This is a genomic window from Diaphorobacter ruginosibacter (assembly GCF_014395975.1).
GTDB lineage: Bacteria > Pseudomonadota > Gammaproteobacteria > Burkholderiales > Burkholderiaceae_C > Diaphorobacter_A > Diaphorobacter_A ruginosibacter.
In genome coordinates, this window is sequence record NZ_CP060714.1 from 289952 (window position 1) to 312012 (window position 22061).

General features: G+C 66.6%; 15 protein-coding genes and 1 pseudogene. 2 read left to right on the forward strand and 14 right to left on the reverse strand.

The window, feature by feature from the left end; genetic code table 11:
• Positions 1-78: 78 nt before the first annotated feature.
• The 3 genes from H9K76_RS01410 to H9K76_RS01420 all read right to left on the reverse strand — a co-directional run bounded on the left by H9K76_RS01410 (position 79) and on the right by H9K76_RS01420 (position 2038).
• Positions 79-1563 (reverse strand): MFS transporter, encoded by a 1485-nt coding sequence (locus H9K76_RS01410; protein WP_246475239.1) that lies wholly within the window; start codon positions 1561-1563, stop codon positions 79-81.
• Positions 1560-1748, reverse strand: coding sequence for a 4-oxalocrotonate tautomerase (locus H9K76_RS01415; protein WP_187597834.1), 189 nt, complete (start codon positions 1746-1748; stop codon positions 1560-1562). The genes H9K76_RS01410 and H9K76_RS01415 overlap by 4 nt, the downstream gene beginning before the upstream one ends.
• Positions 1749-1825: 77 nt before the next feature.
• Positions 1826-2038: a cysteine-rich CWC family protein gene (locus H9K76_RS01420; RefSeq protein ID WP_187597835.1), complete on the reverse strand. Its 213-nt coding sequence runs from the start codon at positions 2036-2038 to the stop codon at positions 1826-1828.
• Between the two features lie 62 nt (positions 2039-2100).
• Here H9K76_RS01420 and H9K76_RS01425 point away from each other — a divergent pair, with 62 nt between their 5' ends.
• Positions 2101-3264, forward strand: a complete 1164-nt coding sequence (locus tag H9K76_RS01425; protein ID WP_187597836.1) for a metallophosphoesterase — start codon at positions 2101-2103, stop codon at positions 3262-3264.
• Positions 3265-3380: 116 nt separating this feature from the next.
• On the forward strand, positions 3381-4385 hold the full coding sequence (locus H9K76_RS01430; RefSeq protein WP_246475241.1) for a DUF4434 domain-containing protein: 1005 nt from the start codon (positions 3381-3383) through the stop codon (positions 4383-4385).
• A gap of 6 nt (positions 4386-4391) precedes the next feature.
• Here H9K76_RS01430 and H9K76_RS01435 read toward each other — a convergent pair whose 3' ends face one another.
• The 11 genes and pseudogenes from H9K76_RS01435 to H9K76_RS01485 form a co-directional block, all read right to left on the reverse strand.
• Entirely contained in the window at positions 4392-5519 is a 1128-nt protein-coding gene (locus tag H9K76_RS01435; RefSeq protein ID WP_187597837.1) for an acyl-CoA dehydrogenase family protein, read from the reverse strand.
• 48 nt (positions 5520-5567) lie between these two features.
• Entirely contained in the window at positions 5568-6257 is a 690-nt protein-coding gene (locus tag H9K76_RS01440; protein ID WP_187597838.1) for an alginate O-acetyltransferase AlgF, read from the reverse strand.
• Between the two features lie 5 nt (positions 6258-6262).
• Positions 6263-7755 (reverse strand): annotated as a pseudogene (locus tag H9K76_RS01445) (AMP-binding protein).
• Positions 7756-7836: 81 nt separating this feature from the next.
• Positions 7837-8022 (reverse strand): acyl carrier protein, encoded by a 186-nt coding sequence (locus H9K76_RS01450; RefSeq protein ID WP_246475597.1) that lies wholly within the window; start codon positions 8020-8022, stop codon positions 7837-7839.
• A gap of 83 nt (positions 8023-8105) precedes the next feature.
• Positions 8106-9686: an MBOAT family O-acyltransferase gene (locus H9K76_RS01455; protein WP_187597839.1), complete on the reverse strand. Its 1581-nt coding sequence runs from the start codon at positions 9684-9686 to the stop codon at positions 8106-8108.
• A gap of 7 nt (positions 9687-9693) precedes the next feature.
• The gene (locus H9K76_RS01460) at positions 9694-10809 is read right to left on the reverse strand and encodes an alginate O-acetyltransferase AlgX-related protein (protein ID WP_187597840.1); all 1116 of its coding nucleotides are present in this window, start codon (positions 10807-10809) and stop codon (positions 9694-9696) included.
• Positions 10810-10817: 8 nt separating this feature from the next.
• Positions 10818-11828 carry an alginate O-acetyltransferase AlgX-related protein gene (locus H9K76_RS01465; protein WP_187597841.1) on the reverse strand — a complete coding sequence of 337 codons (1011 nt, stop codon included), beginning with the start codon at positions 11826-11828 and terminating at the stop codon, positions 10818-10820.
• Between the two features lie 45 nt (positions 11829-11873).
• Complete coding sequence (locus H9K76_RS01470) at positions 11874-14633, reverse strand: NfrA family protein (RefSeq protein WP_187597842.1); 2760 nt, start codon at positions 14631-14633, stop codon at positions 11874-11876.
• Positions 14630-16321 (reverse strand): glycosyl transferase family protein, encoded by a 1692-nt coding sequence (locus H9K76_RS01475; protein WP_187597843.1) that lies wholly within the window; start codon positions 16319-16321, stop codon positions 14630-14632. Before H9K76_RS01475 ends, H9K76_RS01470 begins: the two co-directional genes overlap by 4 nt.
• Positions 16318-18567 (reverse strand): hypothetical protein, encoded by a 2250-nt coding sequence (locus H9K76_RS01480; protein WP_187597844.1) that lies wholly within the window; start codon positions 18565-18567, stop codon positions 16318-16320. The genes H9K76_RS01475 and H9K76_RS01480 overlap by 4 nt, the downstream gene beginning before the upstream one ends.
• Positions 18568-19392: 825 nt before the next feature.
• Positions 19393-21588, reverse strand: coding sequence for a malate synthase G (locus tag H9K76_RS01485; protein ID WP_187597845.1), 2196 nt, complete (start codon positions 21586-21588; stop codon positions 19393-19395).
• Positions 21589-22061 lie beyond the last annotated feature (473 nt).

Below are 22061 nucleotides of genomic sequence, written 5' to 3' on the forward strand. Positions count from 1 at the left end.
CCGAAGCGGGGTGCTCCGGCTGGAAACCGCCATAGATTAGTACAAAACGGATCGCAGGGGGCCCAGGTGTTGACGATCTCACTCGGCCTTGGGCACCGGCTGCTCGCGCAGCTGGGTGGCGGCTGCGAGTGCGACCAGGCACAGGGCGGTCAGCAGGGCGAAGCACTCGTGAAAGGCCATCAGCTGGCCGGCCTTGGCGTCCAGCGCGGCATCCGCCGCGTGCACCGCCTGGCGCCATTGCAGCACGATACCAATCAGGCTCACGCCGGCCGCGCCGCCCAGCATGCGGATGAAGCTGATGGTGCCGGCACCCTGGGCGATCAGGCTCTTGTCGAGCGGCCGCATCGCGCCGAGGTTCAGGCTCGGCAGGATGAAGCCCAGGCCGATGCGTCCCACGATGATGAACGCCGCCAGCAGCCACAGCGCCGTCGAGCTGCCCACCAGGATCATCAGGACGAACGACAGGGCGAGCAGCCCGAGGCCGATCCCGACGAGCCAGTGCGTGGGCTGCCGGTCGGCCAGCCGGCCGACCACGGGAAACGTCAGCGCCAGCACCAGGCCGGCGGGCAGCAGCAGGTTGCCGGCATAACTGGCGGACAGGCCGATGCCCATCTGCATGAACAGGGGCAGCAGGTAGGTCGATCCGAACATCGCCGTACCATAGACCGCGGAGACGATGCAGCCCATCACGAACGGGCGGCAGCGGAACAGGCGCAGGTCCATCAGCGGCCGGCGGCCGCGTGCCAGCATCCTCTTCTGCCAGACCACGAAGCCGGCCAGCAACAGCAGCGCCAGCGCGATCAGCATGAAGGCGGGGCCGCGCGGCTCGTTGTGCAGCTGTGTCATGCCGTTGAGCAGGCACAGCGTGCCGCCCGCGCCGAGCGTGAGGCCGATCCAGTCGAGCCCGGCGCTGTTCTCGCCGACGGCACTGCCGCCGGGGGACGAGTGCGGAACGAACTTGAAGCCCAGCCACAGCGCGGCCAGCGTGACCGGAACCACCATGAAGAAGGTACTGCGCCAGCCGAGCAGGTCGGTGAGCACGCCGCCCAGCGCCGGGGCAATGGCCGGTGCAAGCACCACGCCCATGCCGAACAGGCCGCCCGCGCGCCCCTGCTCGTGCGGCTGGAAGGCATGCAGGATGATGACGGCCGGAATGGGCTGGATGATGCCCGCGGCCAGCCCCTCGGCGACGCGCGAGGCGAGCACCAGCGGGAAATGTGCCGCGAAGCCGCCGACGATTGCGCCGCCCATGAGCAGCAGTATCGCGCCCACGTAGGTGGCGCGGTATCCGAATCGGGTGAGCAGCCAGGGGGTGGTGAGCATGGCGATGGTGGATGCCACCATGAAGCCCGAGGTGATCCATTGGGCGCGGGCCTGGCCGAGCTCGAAATAGGCGCTCATGGCCGGGATGGCCACGTTCACGCTGGTCGAGGGAATGAGCGATGCGATCGTCCCTGCCAGCACGGAGAGAAGGAGAAGCCAGCGGTAGCGCGCGCCGTAGCGTTCGCGCAGCGCGCTGGCGGATGCAGAGCCGCTGAACGTGGCCTGCAGGAAACCTCTCACTGGCGGTCCAGCCAGAGCTTGCCGCCGGTGGACCAGTTCTCGCGCTTGACGTCGGTGATCAGGATGTCCACGGACTCGGGCGAGCCGCCCAGCACTTCCACGCTCACGCGGGTGATTTCCTCGACCAGCTTGCGCTTCTGTTCGACGGTGCGGCCTTCCATCATCTCGATGTGGTACGTTGGCATTCAAAGCTCCTTTTGCAGATAAGAAATCGAGCGCGAATCATATCGGCTGAACGGACTGTCTGCAGGCGCGGGGCGCTTCAGGAGGCTTCGACGGGCCGGGCGCAATGCGGACAGATGCATGCCTTGCCACGCTCCTGCTCCGGCACGCGCGCGAGTGCCTCGCGCGAGACGGGTTCTTTCATGCACCAGCAGCTCTCGGGCGCAAGGCCTGCGACAATCGCGCACTGATTGGCCTGGCCGCACAGCGGACAGCGGCTGGTCTCGGGGGCGTCGTTTTCTGCGGTGCTCATGGGGTACTCCGTCACGCACAGTGTAAAGGCGGCGCTGGGCGGATTTCTGTGGATTTCTTTCAATGATCTTCTATGCGAGTCTGGCCGTGCTGCCGATGGCAGTGTGGCTGTGGTGGCCGCTGCTCCTGCGCGAGCGGCGTGGCGCCTTCTGGTGGGCTGTCGTTGTCACGTCGGTGCTCGGCGCGCTTCCGGCCGCGCTGATCTGGGCGATGCGCAACACCACGCTGAGCTATGACGTGATTGCACACCTGCAGGTGGCCAGCGGCTGGATCCTGGCGGCTCTGGCGCTGGCCTTCATCCTGGCGCTGCTGCGCGATCTGCTAGGCCTGCTGCAGCGCCTCGTGGGCAACGGGATGCAGCCGCGCACGCGGATCGCGACTGCCGTTCTCGGCGTCGCGGTGGCGCTTCTGGTGTCGGGGTTCGGCGTGATGCAGGCGCTGAGGATTCCCGATGTGCACGAGCAGGAGATCGTGCTGCCCTCGCTGCCGGCCGAGTTCGACGGCCTGCGGGTGGCGGTGATCGCCGACATCCACGCCAGCCCGGTCAACAACGCGCGCTACGTGCAGGGCATCGTCGATCGCACGCTGGCCGCACAGCCCGATCTCATCGTGCTGCCGGGCGACATGGTGGATGGGGACGTGCCGACCCAGGCGGCCAACATCGCTCCGCTTGCGATGCTGTCGGCGAAGTACGGTGTGTTCGCGGCGCCAGGCAACCACGAGTACTACAGCGGCTATGACGCCTGGGCCCGGGTGTTCCGTTCGCTGCGGCTGACCTACCTTGAGAACCAGACGCAGCGCGTGAAGATCCGCGGGCGCACGCTCGCGGTCTCCGGCGTGGGCGATCCGGCCTATGGCCGGCTGTCGCGGCAGAATGCCGATCCCGCCGTCGCCGAGGGGCTGCCGCCCGACATCGAGGCCGTCGCCCGGCAGGCCCGGGGCGCGGACTTCCACCTGCTGCTCGCCCACCAGCCCAGGCTCGCGCGCGAGAACGCCGCGCAGGGCGTGCACCTGCAGGTTTCCGGGCACACGCACGGCGGCCATGTCCTGGGAATGGATCGCTGGCTCGTCGCCCCCGTCAACAACGGTTTCGTGCGCGGCGCCTACGACGTGGACCGCATGAAGCTCTTCGTGAGCAGCGGCGCGGGACTCTGGGCCGGTTTCGCTGTGCGCCTTGGCGTTCCTTCGCGAATCGACATGCTGGTGCTGCGGCGTGCCCCGACATGAGGGCGCGGGCACGCTGTGAGAGCGCACGAGAGCGCACGCCGGTAACCGTTGTGCGAATTTGATGCGGCGGGTGCCGGGCGCTTGCCCCCTGCCGGGCCGCCCGATACAGTGGCGCGATGCAGCCCCTGCCCATCCGCATCCGTCCTGGCCTTACGCGTCGCCAGTTGCTGCGTGCCTCGGCAATGGGCTCCACGCTGGCACTCCTGGGGTGCGATGGCACGATGGCCGTCGGCGGCTCGTTCCTGCAGCCGTGGGACGAACATCTCGGCTGGTCGCGCGAACGCTGGGGGCAGAGCCTGTCGGGCATGCGCGAGTTGGGCTGCGAAGAGGTCTTTCTTCAGTGGGTCGGCCTCGAAGGCGAGCCGCAGCCCGCCTGGGACGCGCGCGCTCCCATGGTTCAGATGCTGCTGGACCAGGCTGCGGAACAGGGCATGGGCGTGCACCTCGGCCTGCCCTACAACGAAGCATGGTGGAAGGTGATCCACCAGCCTGACCTTGATCGCCTCGCGGACTTCCTGCGCGCGACGGGTGCACATGGGACAAGCTACATGCAATCGGTGAGCTGGCCGGGACACGCCGCATTCCGCGGCTGGTACATCCCCTATGAGCTGGAGCAGTACCACTGGGGCTCGGCCGCACGCATCGCGATGCTGGTGCCGTGGCTCAAGGGGCTGTCGGATGCGGCCATTGCCACGTCGGGCCGGGAGCCCAGCGTGTCCACGTACAGCAGCGAGATGGAGTCCGGGGAACTGCTGGCACAGGTGTGGAGCGTGCTGCTCGATCATGTCGTGGTGCGGCCCATGCTGCAGGACGGCGTCGGCGTGCACGGCATCGCCAACTACGAGCGGCTCGAGCCGTTACACCGCATGCTGCTGCGGCGCGGCACGGGCTTTGACCTGATCGTCGAGGTGTTCGAGCGCCTGCCCGACGCAGCCAACATGCCCGGCGAGTTCCGCGCGCGGCCTGCCAGCTTCGAGCGCCTCCAGGCACAGTGGGGCATTGCCAGGGAATACGGCGCGCGCCGCATCGTCGCCTATGCGCTGGACCCCTGGGTGACGGGGGCATCGGAGGAGAGCGCGCGGCTGCGCAGCGCGTGGCGCGCCGCCATGCCGCAACCGTAAGGGTGACTACAGGCTCCTGCCGATGATCTCGTTCATGATCTCGCTGGTGCCGCCGAAGATGCGCAGTGCGCGCGCATCGGCCCAGGCCCGTCCGATGCCGACATCGGCCATGTAGCCATATCCGCCGAACAACTGAAGCATGTCGTCGAGCAGCGCATTCTGCATCTCGGTGGCGTTCAGCTTGGCCATGGCGGCGGTCACCGCATCCAGCTCGCCGCGCATGTGGCGCGCCAGGCAGTCATCCAGGAAGACGCGCAGCATGGAGGATTGGGACATGGCCCGGGACAGTGTGAAGCGCGTGTTCTGGAAGTCCATCACGCGCCGTCCGAAGGCCTTGCGCTGCTTCACATAGTCGCAGGTCGACTCGATCATGCCCTCCAGGTGCGCCGCGGCGCGCAGCGCGATGGCCAGGCGTTCCTGCGCGAGTTCCGACGTGACGTATTCGAATCCGGCGTTCTCGTCCCCGAGCCGGTGGCTGGCCGGAATCTGCACGTCGTCGAAGAACAGCTCGCAGGTGTCCTGCGCATGCTGGCCGATCTTGCGCAGCGGCTGGCCCTGCCGGAATCCGGGCATGCCGCGCTCCACCGCGAACAGTGAGAGCCCGCGCGCCCCCAGTTCGGGCGCGGTGCTCGCCAGCACCAGCACGAGGTCGGCATGGGAGCCGTTGGTCACGAAGGTCTTCTGGCCGCTCAGCACATAGTGCCGTCCGGATCGTTTCGCGCGCGTGCGGATGGACTTGAGGTCGCTTCCCGCGTCGGGCTCGGTCATCGCGATGGCGCCTATGCATTCGCCCTCGGTCATGCGCGGCAGCCAGCGGTTCTTCTGCTCCTGCGTGCCCAGGCGCAGGATGTAGGGGGCCACCATGTCGGAATGGATCGAGAAGCCGATGCCCAGGCAGTTGGCCCGCGCGATCTCCTCGATCACGACGGCGGCATGGCCGAAGTCACCGCCATGGCCCCAGGGCGCGGGAATGGCGCAATTGAGCAGTCCGTTGGCTCCGGCCTTGCGCCACAGCGACCGGGGGGTGACGCCCAGGTCTTCCCACTGCGCGTAGTAGGGCAGGATTTCCTGCTCCACGAACCGCGCGACCTGCGTCTGCAGCATCCAATGATCATCACGGAATACGGTGCGCATCGTGCTCTTCTTTCTGGGCGTGAAAGGCCATGGGTGTCATGCGAGGGGTCACGGCCGGTAGCTGTCGGTGGTGCTGCGCTGCCCGCGCAGGATGGGGCGGGCCGGGGTGCCGGTGAGGAACAGGCTGTAGTGGTCGCCGGGTTGCAGGGCCGGCAGTGCGAGGGGAGCCGTCGAAACCTCTCCACAACTGCCGACGAGCGTCGCCTTCACGGGATTGATGGCACGGGCGGCGGAGCCTCCACCGGCAAGGGCGGCGAACAGCGGCGTGCCAGCCGGCGCGATGCCCACCTTGCCCTGAGCGCAGCCGTCGATCAGGTTGTAGAAGCGCAGCTCGGCCTTGAGCGCATCCTGCGTCGCTCCCGCGGAATCGTCGAGAGCCCTGAGCGCGGCGGCGCTTCCGGATGTGGGCACCAGGGAGGTGAAGCTGTCGGGCGCCACTTTCATCGGGGCACCGGCCTTGCCGTCGAGGACGACGGCGAACTCGGTGTTCCCCTTGACGATGGCATAGCTGGAGGCGACGGCGTCGCCGGAGATCGTCTGCACGGGGCCCTGGCCGATCTTCACCTGCAGAGGTGCGCTGCCGGGGTTGAGCACGCGCACGAAGGACGAGCCGGCGGGCGGCCGCGCCGCGTAGAGCTGGGAGAATGCGCCTTCCGCGTGAAGTGCGGGTGCCACCGCGGCGGCGAGGAGGGCCAGCGCCGCGCAGCGTGCAACCTGGAGGTGACCAATGAGTGTCATGTCGTTCATCCTGTGACGGCCGCCGAGGCAGCAGCAGTGGCCTGCCGGGGTGTTCGCGACTCGCGGTACAGCTGTTCCAGCCGCTTGCGATCGACCTTGTCGGTCTGCGTCGTCGGAAACCCGTGGCAGACCAGCAGTTCCGAGGGAATCATGTACGAGGGCACACGGCGCGCGAGCACGGCCTTCCAGTCGGCGAGGGCGCTGTCCGGCGCATGCAGGCCCGCGGGGCCGGGGCGGTCGGGGTCGACGAACCCGACCATGCGCACGATCACGCCGTCGGGCCGCCTGAGCGCGATCGCCGCACCCGCGCGCACGCCGGGCAGGAGTGCCAGTGCGGCGTCGACCTCTGCCAGCTCGATGCGGTAGCCGTGCATCTTGATCTGGTCGTCGCGGCGGCCACGAAAGGTGACCAGGCCGCACTCGTCCATGTCGCCGAGGTCGCCCGAGCGGTAGCCACGCTTGCCGTTGAACATGAACATGCGTGTCTCGTTCAGGTCGGGGCGGTTCAGGTAGCCGCGCATTACGTGGTCGCCCGCCATGCAGATCTCGCCGTTGTCGATGAACACATGCGCATAGGGCTTGGCACGCCCGATGGGGAAGGGTAGCGGCGCGGCCTTGCGCAGGGCGGCATCGATTTCCACCCATGTGGTCGAGCAGGTGGCCTCGGTCGGTCCGTAGGAGTTGATGATGCGCACCTGGGGAAAGCGTTCCCACACGGCCTCGGCCATGGTGGGGGTGAGCGATTCCGCGCCGAACACGAACACCTGCAGGTCGGGCAGCTGTTCGGCGGTGAAGCTGGCGTCGAGCAGCTGCTGGCGAACGAACGAGGGCGTCGATGCCCAGACCGAGACGCGCGCCTCGGAGAGATAGCGTGTGAACGCATCGCGATCCTCGATGGTCTCGCGCGCGCACAGCGCCACGGCGCCGCCGCAGGCGAGCGCACCCACCCAGTTGAAGAGGGAGAAGTCGAAGCTGAACAGCATCTGGTCCATGAACACGGGCGCGGCCCCAGCTGCAGGCAGTCGCGTATCCAGCGTGCGAACAGGCCCACGCTCTCGCGCCCGATCTGCACGCCCTTGGGGTCGCCCGTGCTGCCCGAGGTGAACATGATGTAGGCCAGGCCCTTCTGCTCGAGCGCCTGGGGCGCGTGGCCCGTCGGCAGAAATTGCAGCGACTGGGAGTCGAAGACCATGGGCGCGTGCACCAGCTCGGTGATGCGGCGGATGCGCTCTTCGGGATTGATCACATCGACGGGCACGAAGGGCACGCCAAGGCGCAGGCAGCCGAGCATGGCAACGACGAAGGCTGCCTCCTTGTGTCCGCGTATCACCAGGGGTACATCGGTCTGCAGGCCCGCGGCCCGGGCCTGGGAAACCCAGTCCTCCACGGCGGCATGCAGGTCGCGCCAGCCCATGGTGCCTTGCGCATCGTGGATGGCAGGGGCGCCGGCGTGTTCCTGTGCGTCGACGAAATCGAAGCGGTCGAAGTCAAATGGCATGGTGTCCTCCAGTTCGGACAGTCCGGTCTACATGATCGATGCGGTCGGGGCGCACAAGGCGCGAAAGGCGCATGGGGCGGCTCAGACCTTGCGGTTGGCCGCTATGTAGTCGGCCAGTGTGTGCACGGATTGCAGGTGCACGTCGATCTCCGAAGGCGGAATCTTCACGCCGAATTCGCGCTCGACGGCCAGTGCCACGTCGACGGCGGAGAGCGAGTCGACCAGGCCCGAGTCGATCAGCTGCGCATCGGTGTCGACGTGCGTCATGATGATGTCGCCGATGAGCGATGCCGCCCGGGCCTGGATGTCGGTAATGGTCATGTTCATGGTGCAACTCCTTTGCAGATGGGTCAGAATTGGAAGTACAGGAAACGCGTTTCCTTGTGCAGCGTGGCCAGGCACAGTGCGAGAAGGAACAGCGCTGCGATGAGCCAGCCGGGGCTGGGGCGCCAGCGCAGCAGGCGGTTCGGGTTGGGCAGGGTCTTGAAGATCGCGGGCGAGTGGACGCCGAGGATCTGATGCGCGTTGGGCGTGAACCAGGCGATGCCGAGCAGCAGCACGATGTAGACCGCCTGCAGGTGGTGGCCGATCACGAGGCGCCACGCATCGCCGAACGGGAGGCCTGCCGCATGCGACAGCGATTCGAGGCCTCCGAAGCCATGCAGTCCCATCATGCCCGCCAGCAGTTGCCAGGCGCTGTGCATGCCGTCGGCGCGGAAGAACGCCTGTCCGATCAACACGGCCACGAAGGTGATCAGCACACAGAGCGCCTTGGCTGCGGGGCCGCTGTGGCGCTCCGATGGCGGCTTCCTGCCGACGACGAAGATGCGCCAGCCATGGTTGATCGACAGGCACAGCCCATGCCAGATGCCGAACACGAGGAACTGCAGACCCGCACCATGCCAGATGCCCGCCAGTCCCATGGTGAACAGCGTGGGAACGATGATGGTGGCGGCAAATCCTCCCGGCGTTCTGGCGGCGAGGGAGCCTACGGCCATGCCGCGCCGCTCGCGGGCACGCGAGACGGCCATGGCCACCGGGTAGTACAGGTACGAGGTGAGATAGCGCGTGAGCGTGATGTGCCAGCGCGCCCAGAAGTCGACGATGCTCGCGGCCTTGTACGGCGAATTGAAATTGAGCGGAAAGCGGATGCCGAACATTTTCGCGAGACCCAGCGCCATGTCGGAGTAGCCCGAGAAGTCGAAGTAGATCTGCAGCGCATAGCTCACGCTCGTCGCCCAGGCACCCCAGAAATCCAGGCCCGAGGGCGCTGCGAAGCCGGCGTCCGCATAGGGCGCAATGCCGTCGGCCAGCAGCACCTTCTTCGCCAGTCCGATCACGAACAGCATGCCGCCGATCGACAGGTTTTCTGCCTTGAAGCGGTAGTTCGCGGGGTCTGCGAACTGCGGGATCATCTCCTTGTGGTGCAGGATCGGGCCGGCAATCAGGTGCGGGAAGAAGGTCACGAACAGCACGTAGCTCAGGAATCCCTTTTCCTTGACCAGTCCCGAGCGGCAATCGAGCAGGAAGCCGATCTGCGTGAAGGTGAAGAACGAGATGCCCAGCGGCAGGATCAGCGTGTCCATCGCGCCATGCGTGAGGCCCCACTCGCCAAGGAAGTTGAACAGTGCCGCAAAGTACTTGTAGTGCACCAGCACGGCAAGGTCGGCGATCACGCCCGCGCTCGTGATCAGCAACTGCCTGCGCGGCGCACCGGCAGCCTGCAGGACCAGCAGGCCCACGACGTAGTTGAAGAGGATCGAGACCGCGAGCAGCGCGACGAACTGCGGATTCCACCAGCCGTAGAAGACGAACGAGGCCAGGCACAGCCAGAGCGCCGCAAGGCGCAGGCTGACGCGGGCCGCCCCGTAGTAGCCCATCAGCGCGATGGGCAGGAACAGCAGCAGGAAGAGGTAGGAGTTGAACAGCATGGCGTGGTCAGTTGCGGGCGGCGGGCAGCTGTGCCAGCGCCTTTTTCTCGTCGTCGGTGAGCGGCAGCGAGAGCGTGTTTTCCGAGAACTCCCAGATCACGAGGCGCAGCGTCTGCGGCCACTGGCCGGATTGCCCGAGCGCCTTCAGCATCGCTCCGGAGAACTGGCCGCCGTCCATGCTGAGGTTCCACACCTCGCGTCCCAGATCCATGCCCAGCCATTCGGCGAAGTGGCTGCGCAGGCCGTTGGAGCTGCCAGCCAGCAGCACCTGCACGGGCGGTGTGTCGTCCAGCAGCCCGCCACCGCGCATGGGTGCCACGGCCTGTTCCGCCACCGTCTCGATGTCGGGCCGCCAGCCTGGGGGCGCACTCTTCAGGCCCGACAGCACCAGCAGATCGCCCATGCGCGGCTGCGGCGTCCCGGGCGGCGACACCTCGAATGCCTGCTCGCCCTTCGCGCCGCCGAGCAGCGGCAGCGCGGCCCGGGCCACGGCCTGCGCCGCGAGCCGGGCGCCTGCGGGGTTCATGTGCACGTCAGTACGGAAGAACATGTCCTCGTTGCGATGGCCCAGCACCGCGCGCAGGTCGGCGAAGGCGATGCCGCTGTCATCCAGCGCCCGCGCCAGCGTGTCGTACTGGGCCTGCAGCCCCGGCGCCATCGCGCGCCCGCAAAGGTGTCCGGCTTCGATGCGCGCCTTGTCGGGCACCGCGACCACCAGCAGGCGCACCTGGCGTGCGGCGAGTTGTTCGCTCCAGCTCTTCAGCAGGCGCAGGCGCTCGCCCTGCACCTGCGGCTGCGTGCCGGGTTGTGCACGCAGCCCGTCCTGGTAGAACATCCATTGCGGACAGCCGAGCGCGACCTGCGTGCCGAGATCGCCCAGCATGCGGTAGCGCACGGCGGCATTCGCGGTCTCTATGCGCTCCTGGCCCGGCAGCTTGATCGCCTGGTTCAGCGCGGTTTCCGTGCGGCCGTCGAGCCATGCATCGAGGCCCCGCAACGGGGGGGCGAGCTCGACCTTGCCAAGTGCGCCGATGCCGACGGCCAGTCCGACCGCGAGCAGCACCATCCACACGGCGGCGGTCATGCGGTGCGCGGAATCGGGGAGGACGTCAGGATCGCTCATCGCGGGCCTCACTTGGCGAGCGCGCTGCGAACGCGCTGCGTCCAGGTGTCGGACGGCATCACGGACGCGTTGTCCCACAGGCCGGCGGCGTCCGGTCCCTGCTCGAAGTTGGGCTCGAACATCTGCCACACCAGCACCTGCGGGGGCTTCTGACGGAAGGCCGGGGATTCGAGGTACTCGAGCAGCATCACCCAGGGGCCGATGTTGCCGGGTTTCCAGTTGAGCGAGACGGGCCGGTCGAGCAGGTTCGACAGCTTCTGCGGAAAACCGAAATAGGGCTGCACCATGCTGTGGCCCGTCACGTGCACCGGCGCCGGTGCATCATCGATCAGGCCCTGGCTTTCGGCCTGGCGGCGCACGGTGTAGACCTCGCGGCCGATCTGCTTCTTCTCGTCCGGGGTGAGGAACAGTTCGGCCAGGTCGCCGTAGCGGCGTTCCTTGGTGAGCGCGCCCAGCGGCGTGCCGCTGCCGGGCTGTCCTTCGAGCTGCGGCACACTCTTGCCGATCAGGTCGGCCGTGGCCTGTGCCGTCGCATCGGCCGCGTCCTGCGTCCAATGCTGGTCGGTGCGATAGAACACATTCCTGCCGCTGTCCTCGACGGCCTTGAGCACCGCCAGGTCGTCGAAGGTGGATACGCCGGCCTTCTGCAGCTTGCCGAGGATGAGCGCATAGCGCTGCTGCACGGCAGGGCTCATGCTGCGTCCGGCAGGCAGCTTGTCGGCATAGAAGTGCACCTTGTCGGGCAGCAGCAGCACTTCGAGCCGGATGTTGCGCGCGGCAAGCAGATCCCGTGCCTGTGCCACCAATTGCACCGACCGGTCGATGCCGGCCTCGTTCACCTGGGTGAGGCTGCCCCAGCCGCCGAAGAGCCAGCCATCCTGCCCCTTGATGACCATGGCGGACTTGTCCTGCGCCGCGGCGCAGCCGGCGAGCACGAACAGCGCCGCCGCCGCAAGTCCGCGCGCCCTGGCGAATGCGCGTCGCGGCGGGGTGGGGTGCTGGAGTCCTGTCGTTGTCATGTGTCTTTCTTTCTGTCGATGTCGTTGCGGTGGAGAAGGCGCGGCTCAATACCAGATGGAGAGGCTCATGAACCAGCCCTTGGCGCGATCGGCCTGTCCGCCGCCGACGTTCTTGCGGTACTGCACGGTCCAGTCCACGTAGGAGCGCGCGGCGTTGTAGTGGTCCTCGCGGAACGCATAGCGCAGGCTCACGCCCGCGCCGACGCCGGACGACCAGGTCGAGCCATTGCCGAGCACCGCCATGTCACCTGCGAAGCCGGGCACCCTTGCGCGGTAGTTCTGGCGCTGGAAGTCGGCCGCGGCCACGATGTGGGGGAAGATGACCAGGTGGTCGCTGATCGAGTCCATGCGGAAGCTCCGGCCCACGCGCAGCTCGGCGTTGGCGAACCACTGGTCGCGCCGGTACTTGCCCCGCCTGCGTTCGCTGGTGGCGCCCGTGACCTGGTCGCGCGTCCAGAAATCGGCCGACAGGTCCTCGCGGTAGTAGCCGCCCTGCAGGTAGCCCTCCATCGTGAACCAGCTCGGCACATCGAAGCGCAGGCCGGTGCCGCGGTAGAAGCCCCAGGTGACATAGCCCAGCCAGCCGCCGCTGCTTGCCCCGGTGTCGAACTGGATGGATTGCGGGTTGCCGACGACCGGTGCGCCCGGGCGCGATGGGTCGCGGCCGCTGAGCTGGCAGCGCAGCGCGTCCGAGCCCGGCGTCACGCTGCCGCTCTGCGTGGCGGAGCCGAGCAGGAAGCGGCGCTCCAGGCCGAATGTGAGCGCGTAGTCGGTCGATGGCGTGAACCGCACGCCGACCGAGCCGATCGTGGTGGGCAGGCCGGAGGCGGCCTTGAACCGGCTGGCGGTGACATCCACGGGCAAGCCGGTGCAGGGATCGACGACACGCTGGTCACGCACCGTGGACGAGCCGCCGGACAGCGTGTTGGCAATGCGCCCATAGACCTCGAAGACCTGTTTGCCACTGTTCAGGAACATCGGCGGGCGCCAGTACACGTCGGCCATGGCGAAGACCGAGTCCGACGCGGTGGTGACGGGCGTGCCGTTCAGGCCCGACCCCGCGGGGCGTGCGCCGCGATAGCTGGTCGACACCGATGCGCCCCATTCCCGCGAGAGGCCCGCGATCGCCCCGCGCGTGAAGTAGCGCTGGTCGGGCGTGAGTTCGAGCTCGCCGCTGTCGTTGTCGTCGATGGCCTGCTTGAAGGTGCGGATGGCCTGTGTCTTGTCACCCGTGGCGGCCAGCGCATAGGCCTCGTCGAGGATCACGATCGGCGGTGCATTGCCAGTGGCCCTGGCCGCCCGGAAGTCCTGCAGTGCCTTGTCGGGCGCCTGCCTGCGCTGCCAGAGGTAGGCGCGCTGCATCAGCAGGGAGGCTTCCTGCGGGGATTTCGCCAGATCCTCGTCGAGCCGCGCGAGCGCCTCCTGCTGCTGCGCATCGTTGCCCGCTGCCAGCGTGATGGTGAGCAGGCGCTGCATCGTCGCGTTGTCGGGTGCCTGCTCCACCGCCTGGCGCGCCTGGGCGATCGCCTCCTGGTAGTCCTGCCGGCCATAGGCCGCATAGGCGCGCGTGCTGGCGCTGGCCGCGCCGGCGGCGTCGGCGGGCTTCATCTCGCAGGCGGTGCCGTAGGGCGTGTCATGGCAGTCCTGGAACGGTGGCGGGTAGTTGAGGCTGGTGAGCACCTTGGGCGGGGTGGCCGCTTCGTCCGCCTGCCGCAGGCGCAGCGCCACCGCCTTGTCGCCTGCGTCGAGCGGCGCCATGAGCGCCTTCACCCGCGCGAAGTCCCCGCTGGCGAGCGCCGCGTCGGCCGCGATCAGGCGCAGGTTGGCGCGCTGTTCGTCGTCCAGCCAGTCCTGCGCGATCGCCTCGTCGAAATCGCGCGCGGCCTGCTCGGTCCGTTGCAGCCGCTGCCTGAAGTAGCCGCGCAGCACGAGCGTGGAGGTGTCCTCGCTGTCCTGCCTCAGTGCGTCGGTCGCGGCCGCCTCGCCTTCCGCGATCCTGCCGTTCAGGAGCAGGGCGGTGAGCAGCAGCAGGCGGTGGCTCTGGGTGTCGGGCGCCAGCCGCACGGCTTCGCGGGCCATCGCCACGGCGCGTTGCGTGTTGTTGTCGTTCAGCGCCTGGTAGGCGGAGATGGCGGGTTCGGTGGACAGGGCCTTGAACAGCGTCTGCCGGCGTGCGATCAAATCGCTTCTGTTGGGAGCGCCCAGTTCCATGGCCGTGTCGGTGGCGTCGATGGCCGCCTGCAGCCGGCCCTGGGCCTCCAGTGATGCGATCCACAGCATCGCCCAGTTGCCTTGGGACGTGTCGGTGCGGAAGGCCTCCTCTGCTCCCTGCGCGGCGGCTTCGTACCGCTGGTCGTTGTAGTCCTGGAAGGCCTGTGTGGCGATCGGGAAGCCCTTGCGGAAGGCTTCGCTGCCGCTGGCGTCGCCCCCCGAGGCCAGGTTGCTGCGGGCGCGGGCCAGTTCGCTGGCGTCCAGTCCGGCAGATTCGGCCTGCGCCACGGCGGCGAGCGCTTCCTCGATGCGGCCCTGCTTCTGCAGCGCATAGATGAGCAGCATGTGCAGGCGCAGCACGTCGGGACGCAAGGCCAAGGCGCGCCGTGCGAACCGCTCCGATTCGGCGTAGCGGCCGGCATCGAAGCTCGCGAAGCCCTGATGGGCGAGGCGCCATGCCTGTCCCTTCAACGGCCGCTCCCCGGTGGGGGATGCGGTCTGCTTTTCTGCGGGCTGCAACGGTGCGGCGTGCGCACCCGTGCAGGCCAGCAGTGCCACGGCGAAAGCCACGCCGGTCAATCGTGCGGTGGTCATGTGGCCTCCGAAGGCTGTGGGGCAGGGCGGGAGACATCCTTCACGTATTGCTGGTAGGAGATCGCCTCCTGCAGCGTGTCCTGGTCGAGCAGGTGTTCCTGCACCAGGATTTCTCCGAGCGGCAGGCCCGCGTCCTGCTGTCTGTCGAGCGCACGCGCCAGCTGTTCCTCGGTGATCACGCGCCAGCTCACGAGCAACTGTCCCAGGCGCTGGCGCTGCTGCACGAGCTGGTCCGCCGACGGAAAGTCGTGCATGGTCTTGTCCCACACCAGGCGTTTGCCGGTGACGAGGTGCACGAGGAACAGCCGCCACGCGCGCGCCGCCGCCATGGCATTGATGAAGTTGCCGACGACCATGCGCGGCGCGGACAGGAGGGCGTGCTCCCAGCCATACAGCCGCTGCACGAAGAACGCGCGCTGCACCGCGCGCAGCAGCAGCGCGATGGCATTCATGGCGATGAGCGTGCCCACCCAGCCGCTCGGCGAGAACACCGAGGGGTAGTAGGTCTGCCACCAGCCCATGCGGTTGGCCAGCCAGAAGACCAGGAAGTTCAGCATGAGGAAGTAGCCGCCCATGGCGACGAACGCCGTCACCAGGCCCTTGCGGTCGCGGAACAGCAGGTACTTGACCGCAAGCGATCCCTTCCATCCCACCTGCGACCAGCCCTGCAGGCCGATGCCCAGCGTCCAGCGCGCCTTCTGCCGGTAGGCCGTGCGGAAGGTGTTGGGGAAGTACTCGCGGATGTCCAGCGGCAGAACCCTGGTTTCCTCGCGCTCCTTGCCCAGGCCGAACCAGGGCTTGCGGTGCGTGGTGTGGTCCACCGGGAAGCGGCCGAAGATCTGCTTCATGCCCATGCGGGCCAGGCGTGCGCCGATGTCGTAGTCCTCGGTGAGCGTATCGGTGTTGAAGGGCTGGTTGTCGGTCTGCGCTGCGAGATGCTCGAGCGCCTTGCGCGAGAAGCAGGTCCCGACGCCCGCGGACGGCACCATGCGCGACATGCTCTCGCGCACGACCAGGTCCTTGGTGTGCCACTCGGCGAACTCGTCCATGTAGGTGCCCGCCACCAGCTCGTACCAGTGGCGCTCGATCGATGTCACGGGCAGCTGGATGAAGTCGACGCGCGGCAGCAGGTAGTTGTAGTACTTGAGCTCCAGCGGATGCAGCAGGTCTTCGCTGTCGTGCAGCACGATGCCCGCGAACGGCACGCTCTGCAGGGTGTTCTGGCGGAAGATGGCCTGCACGAGCCAGTTCAGGCAATCGGCCTTGCAGGTGGGGCCGTCGTGCGGCACCTCGACGCGCACCAGCTGGCGGTAGCGCCGTCGCATGCGCTCCACCTCATTCTTGGTGCGATCATCGTTGCGGTAGGTGCCCACGAAGATCATGTAGTTCTTGTATTCGAGCGTGCTGACCATGCTCTCGAGCATCATCGCGATGACGTCGTACTCGAGCCATGCGGGCACCATGATGGCGATCGGCTGCTCGTCGACCGACCGGATGGCCGCGGTGCTCAGCGGTTCGTAGCGTCGCATGAAGAAGCGGCGCTGGATCTTGCGCAGCCAGAACCAGGCATCGACGAACAGGTCGTCGACGCTGGATACGAAGATGACCACCGCGACCACGACGCCGAAGATCTCGAGCCAGCGGTAGTAGTCGGCCAAAAGATAGGGCCAGTAGTGGGAGGAGATCATGGCGTTCCCTCGCTTGCAGCCGATTTGCGGCGCTCCGCGATGCGCGTGGCGATCACTGACGCCACGAGCAGCGCAATGAACAGGGCCAGCAGCCCCAGGGTGACCGGCACGCCCCACGAGAAGAGGCTGCGCCACTCATACATCGGCCCGGCATGGTTGGCGTCCGAGGCATGCACGAGCGCTCCGGAGCCGCTGATCCACGCCACCTCGGCACCGGGCCCGAGAAGTGCCAGCGATGCGTGGTTGACGAGCAGGCCGGTCGCTCCGGGCCAGGCATCGTTGCCCAGCGGATACCACTGCAATCCCGTCTGCCCTGCGGTGCGCACCACCTGCATCACGCTCACCTGGCGGCGCTCCGGGGCCTCCCAGGGAAGGCCGGCGATCGGGTGGTCGCGAAAGCGGATCTCCTGGTCCGCGAGCGTGACCTGCGCTCTGGCATCCTGCATCGCCACGCCTGCGGCAATGAAGGGTCGCGTGGGCACATAGGACGTGCCGTCCTGCACCAGCACCAGGCGCGCTGCTCCGGGCGAGAGGTTGGCTGCCGCGGCCAGGTGGATGGCCGTCGAAAGGCCCTCGCGGGGGCTGCCGAGGAAGGCCTGCGGGACGGCCATTTCAGCGTCGAAGCCCAGGGCGGGGATCAGGTCCGCGAAGGTGGCGTTGCGCGGGAGTTCCTTCGGCGCAGCGGCGCGGAAGCGGACGTCGAGGTCGAGCGTGGTGGCGGGCCCGGACGGCGCGGGCTGCATAGTCCGGCAGTCGCCCGCAGGAGCGTCCTGCTCGAGCGAGACCTGCAGCAGATTCAATGCACTCAGCGCGTAGACCGGAATGTCTGCCGCGAGGACCTGGCGCCGTCCATCCGTTGCCTTCAGCTGCCGTGCGGCGAGCAGGACGCCGTTCCAGTGCAGCACGCCGACCGGCTGGCGGACGGCCGAGCCGGCGGGCAGCGTGAAGCCCACCTCGATGCGGGAAGGGGTGTGGCTCGATGCGGTGGGCGGCAGCATGGCAAAGGTGGCGGACCAGCTTTGCGGTGCCTCCACGATGTATTGCTCGCGCGCGGTGTCGCCCGACCAGCGGACGATGGGATGGCTGGCCTGGTGGTCCGCCGTGCGTGCGGCGCCGTTGGCGGTTGCGCTCAGGCGCTGCCAGCCGGCACCTCCGCCCGGCAGATCCGGCCCGGCCGCTCCCGTGGCGGGCACGGCCCATACGGGGTGGGCGCCCAACCGCGACCGGATGATGGTGGTGCCCGATGTGGCAGCCAGGCCCTTGCGCGCGAGCGGCATGCTGCTGTCGCGCCATTGGGTGAACAGGCTGCGGGCGTCGGGGTCCGTGATCTGCGCGCCCAGCGCATCGAGCGCATCCCCGACCTGGCCTTGCAGCGCGGGGTCCACCACCACCACGTCGGCAAGCAGGCCGGGTGCATCCAGCATCAGCAGTGCGCCGATCTCGGCGGCGTTCGAGATGGCATGGCGCTCCTTGGCGTCGCCCAGTGCGGCAAAGGCGGGAATCGACGCGAGTCCTGGCGGGATGGAAAGTGTGCGCGTATCGACCGTATCACCTACCGCGGGCAGCGTGTGGACGATGGCCGGCCGGCCCTGCTGGGACATGGCCACGCCGACGCGCCAGGCGGTGTCGAATGTCTGCGAACTCAGCGGCGGGGCGGCAACAAGCAGGAACGGCCTGTCCGGCAGCGCGGCGGCCCCCCGCATCCTGGCTGCCGCGGTGGATTGGGCCGACGGGTAGTAGGAGAGGTGGCTGTCGGGGTTGAGTGCAACCCCGCTGTCCGCAACGGCGGTACAGCCGTCTTGCGGCATGGCGCCGGCCTGCATGCCCAGGCGCGTCTCGGTGGCCTGGCCGTTCAGAGGGAACCTGCTGGCAGTGGTGGGCGAACTGCCATGTGCATCGTGGTTCGTGCCGCCCTTCGTGGCGACGGTCGATGGGGACACGGGTACGCCGTTCACGGCGAATGATGCGCCGGGCTGATTGCGCGGGACGCTCACCAGCAGCGCACGCGCGTCGTCACTGCCATGTGCGGGGAAATAGAACTCCTGCAGGGAGCCCGGCGGCACGTTGATGCTCGGCCCGAGCAGACCCAGGGTGGAGAGGGAGATACGCCGCTCGAAGCGCTGCCCCTGGGTGAGCTGTTCCAGGCTGTCGCTGATCGGGCTGGCATGAGCGCCGAGAACGCACGCCAGCATGGCGAGCGGCAACGCGGGACGGAACAGGGCAGTGATGGGGGGGCGGGCGGGCATGTCGCACCTCGGTCCTCAGCGGCTCGCGCCGAATGGCTGGCGGGGCCGGGCCACGGCGGTGTGCTCCGCGTTGCCGCCGCTCCGAGACGCATGATCGAGCTCGCGCGCATGCGCTGGCACCAGCGGCGCTGGCCTGTTTGCCCGGGGGCATGTACCAAAGACAGAAAGTGTTTTCATCGCGGCCTGTGATTGCAGTGCAATCCCTCCAGATGGAAGGTGCCGTGCCGTGCGAACCGTGGGGCGGTCGCCAGGCAGGAAGCCCGTTCATCTTTACAAAACTATTAAATTGACTTAATCGATAGTTTTGATTGTTTACGGATTTTTAAGAACCGCAATGGAATGGCCAAGTTGAATTGTTTTTGTTTTGTCGCTTTTGTTATCTTTGAATAGGTGTTTTTTCTGACTTTTCTGAAAAATTTGTACTTATTGTTTCGTTATAGATTTTTAGATGCAATTGCGCGTCACTGATTAGATGTGGGTATTCGCTTTCGAATTTGATGAGGAAAAACGGGGTAGATGCGGAGGTGGCTTTGGGGAAGCAGGGCCGTTGCCACCTGTCTTTGATGTCATGACAACGGGGTAGCCTGTTCTACCCAAAAATCAAGAACTTTTTGCTTTCGCATCCGGTAACGCCGCGTACGATCAGTGTGCAGATATTTACATTTAGATGTATCTGTGAAGGACCCGGTTTGGCCATCCGGGCAGGTTTTCCTCAGCAGAATCTTGCAGAACAAACAAAGAAAAACGCCGCGTGTCCCCGAAAGGGGGCACGCGGCGTGATGCTTCGTTACCGGGTCCTGGGACCCAATGGCGGCCTGGTGGAGATTACCTTGCGCCGGCCTTCACCTTCAGGCGCCAGGCATGCAGCAGGGGCTCGGTGTAGCCCGAGGGCTGGTCGATGCCCTTGAACACGAGGTCGAGGGCTGCCTGGTAGGCGGCGCCTTGCGGGTTCTTCTCCAGGCTGATGTAGGAGGCGTCACCGGCGTTCTGCCCATCGACCACCTTGGCCATGCGTGCGAAGGTGTCGCGCACCTGCTGTTCGGTGACGATGCCGTGCAGCAGCCAGTTGGCGATGTGCTGGCTGGAGATGCGCAGCGTGGCGCGGTCTTCCATCAGGCCGACGTTGTGGATGTCGGGCACCTTGGAGCAGCCCACGCCCGCATCGACCCAGCGCACCACGTAGCCGAGGATGCCCTGCACGTTGTTGTCGAGTTCCTGCTGCTTCTCGGCGTCGGTCCACTTCGGGTCCTTGGCCACGGGAACCTGCAGCAGGTCGGCGAGGATGTTGTCGCGCTCGGTGTCGGCGCTGGTCTTCTCCAGCTCCTTCTGCACGTCTTCCACGCTGACCTGGTGGTAGTGGAGCGCGTGCAGCGTGGCACCGGTGGGCGAAGGCACCCAGGCGGTGTTGGCACCGGCCTTCGGATGGGCGATCTTCTGCTCCAGCATGGCCTTCATCAGGTCGGGCATGGCCCACATGCCCTTGCCGATCTGGGCGCGGCCGCGCAGGCCCATGGTCAGGCCGACGAGCACGTTGTTCTTCTCGTAGGCGGCCAGCCAGGCGCTGGACTTCATGTCGCCCTTGCGAACCATCGGGCCGGCCTGCATGGCGGTGTGCATTTCATCGCCGGTGCGGTCGAGGAAGCCGGTGTTGATGAAGGCCACGCGTGCGGGGGCCGCGGCGATCGAGGCCTTCAGGTTCACGCTGGTGCGGCGCTCCTCGTCCATGATGCCGAGCTTGACGGTGTTCTCGGGCAGGCCGAGCAGCTTTTCGACGCGGCCGAACAGTTCGTTGGCAAAGCCGACTTCCGCCGGGCCGTGCATCTTGGGCTTCACGATGTAGACGCTGCCCGTGCGGCTGTTGCGCAGGCCGTTGGCGCCATGTCCCTTCAGGTCGTGGATGGCGATCGCGGTGGTGACCACGGCGTCCATGATGCCTTCGGGGATTTCCTTCTTGTCCGCACCCCACAGGATGGCCGGATTGGTCATCAGGTGGCCCACGTTGCGCAGGAACATCAGCGAGCGGCCGTGCAGCTTCAGCGGCTGGCCATCGGCGCCGGTGTATTGGCGGTCGGCATTGAGGCCGCGCGTGACGGTCTTGCCGCCCTTGTCGAACGATTCGGTCAGCGTGCCCTTGAGGATGCCCAGCCAGTTGCTGTAGCCCAGCACCTTGTCCTCGGCATCGACCGCGGCCACGGAGTCTTCCAGGTCGAGAATCGTGGAGACGGCGGCTTCCACCACCACGTCGGCCACACCGGCTGCATCGGTCTTGCCGATGGCGGTGGTGTTGTCGATGCGGATGTCGATGTGCAGGCCATGGTTCTTGAGCAGAACGGAGGACGGTGCGGCAGCGTCGCCCTGGTAGCCGATGAATTTGTCGGCATCCTTCAGGCCGGTCCTGGAGCCGTCCTTCAGCGTGACTTCAAGCTTGCCGTCCACGATCCTGTAGGCGGTCGCGTCCTTGTGCGAGCCGGCTGCCAGCGGCACGGCCTGGTCGAGGAAGTTGCGTGCGAACTCGATGACCTTCGCGCCGCGCACGGGGTTGTAGCCCTTGCCCTTCTCGGCGCCGCCTTCTTCGCTGATGGCGTCGGTGCCATACAGCGCGTCATACAGCGAGCCCCAGCGGGCGTTGGCGGCGTTCAGTGCGTAGCGTGCGTTGAGAATGGGCACCACGAGCTGTGGGCCGGCGATCTTGGCGAGCTCGGCGTCCACGTTCTCGGTGGTGGCCTTGGCGCCCTTGGGCGGCTCGACGAGGTAGCCGATCTTCGTCAGGAAGTCCTTGTAGGCGGCCATGTTGGCGATCGGGCCGGGGTTGGCCTTGTGCCAGGTGTCCAGTTCCTTCTGCAGGCGGTCGCGCTCGGCCAGCAGGGCGGCATTCTTGGGCGCGAGGTCGGCGACCAGCGCATCGAAGCCCTTCCAGAATGCGGCGCTGTCCACGCCGGTGCCCGGCAGGACGTCTTTTTCCACGAAGTTGTACAGCTCGGGAGCCACTTGCAGGCCGTGAACGGCAATACGGTCGGTCATGGTGATGTCTACCTTTTTCAACGCTTCAATTTGGAAAACGGTGATGCCACTGGCCCGATCCCCACAGCAGGGAAGACCGGCATCGTGATACGACACTGTATTGCGAACCGTTTCATAGATCAATTACGAGAAATGCTTTTTATTTGTGACTTTTATGGATGTAATTAATGGGCGGGCTTGGCTTTCATGAGCAAAGCGTGGCGAATAGACGTCGAATTGATCAAGAAAAAATCTATCGATTAGACAAAGTCGATCATCAATGCAATGATATCGATCAGTTCTGATTTCAATGTGTAAGACAGCGTGAGACCCTTTGCCCGGTTCTGCCTGCCAGGCAGGGACGGTGTTGCAAAGAGGCTTGCTTGCTGGTTGTTTGCATGGTGTAACAAGAAAAACTAGCAAACAAGCCATTTGTTGCTATTGTTTTGTGTGATTAGAATCCTTTTGTTGGATTGTTCACAATTGATAACAAT

Excerpts from the sequence above, each read along its gene's own strand:
- H9K76_RS01415 (WP_187597834.1), bottom strand. The coding sequence starts at position 1,748 with ATGCCAACGTACCACATCGAGATGATGGAAGGCCGCACCGTCGAACAG.
- H9K76_RS01420 (WP_187597835.1), bottom strand. The coding sequence starts at position 2,038 with ATGAGCACCGCAGAAAACGACGCCCCCGAGACCAGCCGCTGTCCGCTG.
- H9K76_RS01425 (WP_187597836.1), top strand. The coding sequence starts at position 2,101 with ATGATCTTCTATGCGAGTCTGGCCGTGCTGCCGATGGCAGTGTGGCTG.
- H9K76_RS01430 (WP_246475241.1), top strand. The coding sequence starts at position 3,381 with ATGCAGCCCCTGCCCATCCGCATCCGTCCTGGCCTTACGCGTCGCCAG.
- H9K76_RS01435 (WP_187597837.1), bottom strand. The coding sequence starts at position 5,519 with ATGCGCACCGTATTCCGTGATGATCATTGGATGCTGCAGACGCAGGTC.
- H9K76_RS01440 (WP_187597838.1), bottom strand. The coding sequence starts at position 6,257 with ATGACACTCATTGGTCACCTCCAGGTTGCACGCTGCGCGGCGCTGGCC.
- H9K76_RS01450 (WP_246475597.1), bottom strand. The coding sequence starts at position 8,022 with ATGACGCACGTCGACACCGATGCGCAGCTGATCGACTCGGGCCTGGTC.
- H9K76_RS01455 (WP_187597839.1), bottom strand. The coding sequence starts at position 9,686 with ATGCTGTTCAACTCCTACCTCTTCCTGCTGCTGTTCCTGCCCATCGCG.
- H9K76_RS01460 (WP_187597840.1), bottom strand. The coding sequence starts at position 10,809 with ATGAGCGATCCTGACGTCCTCCCCGATTCCGCGCACCGCATGACCGCC.
- H9K76_RS01465 (WP_187597841.1), bottom strand. The coding sequence starts at position 11,828 with ATGACAACGACAGGACTCCAGCACCCCACCCCGCCGCGACGCGCATTC.
- H9K76_RS01470 (WP_187597842.1), bottom strand. The coding sequence starts at position 14,633 with ATGACCACCGCACGATTGACCGGCGTGGCTTTCGCCGTGGCACTGCTG.
- H9K76_RS01475 (WP_187597843.1), bottom strand. The coding sequence starts at position 16,321 with ATGATCTCCTCCCACTACTGGCCCTATCTTTTGGCCGACTACTACCGC.
- H9K76_RS01480 (WP_187597844.1), bottom strand. The coding sequence starts at position 18,567 with ATGCCCGCCCGCCCCCCCATCACTGCCCTGTTCCGTCCCGCGTTGCCG.
- H9K76_RS01485 (WP_187597845.1), bottom strand. The coding sequence starts at position 21,588 with ATGACCGACCGTATTGCCGTTCACGGCCTGCAAGTGGCTCCCGAGCTG.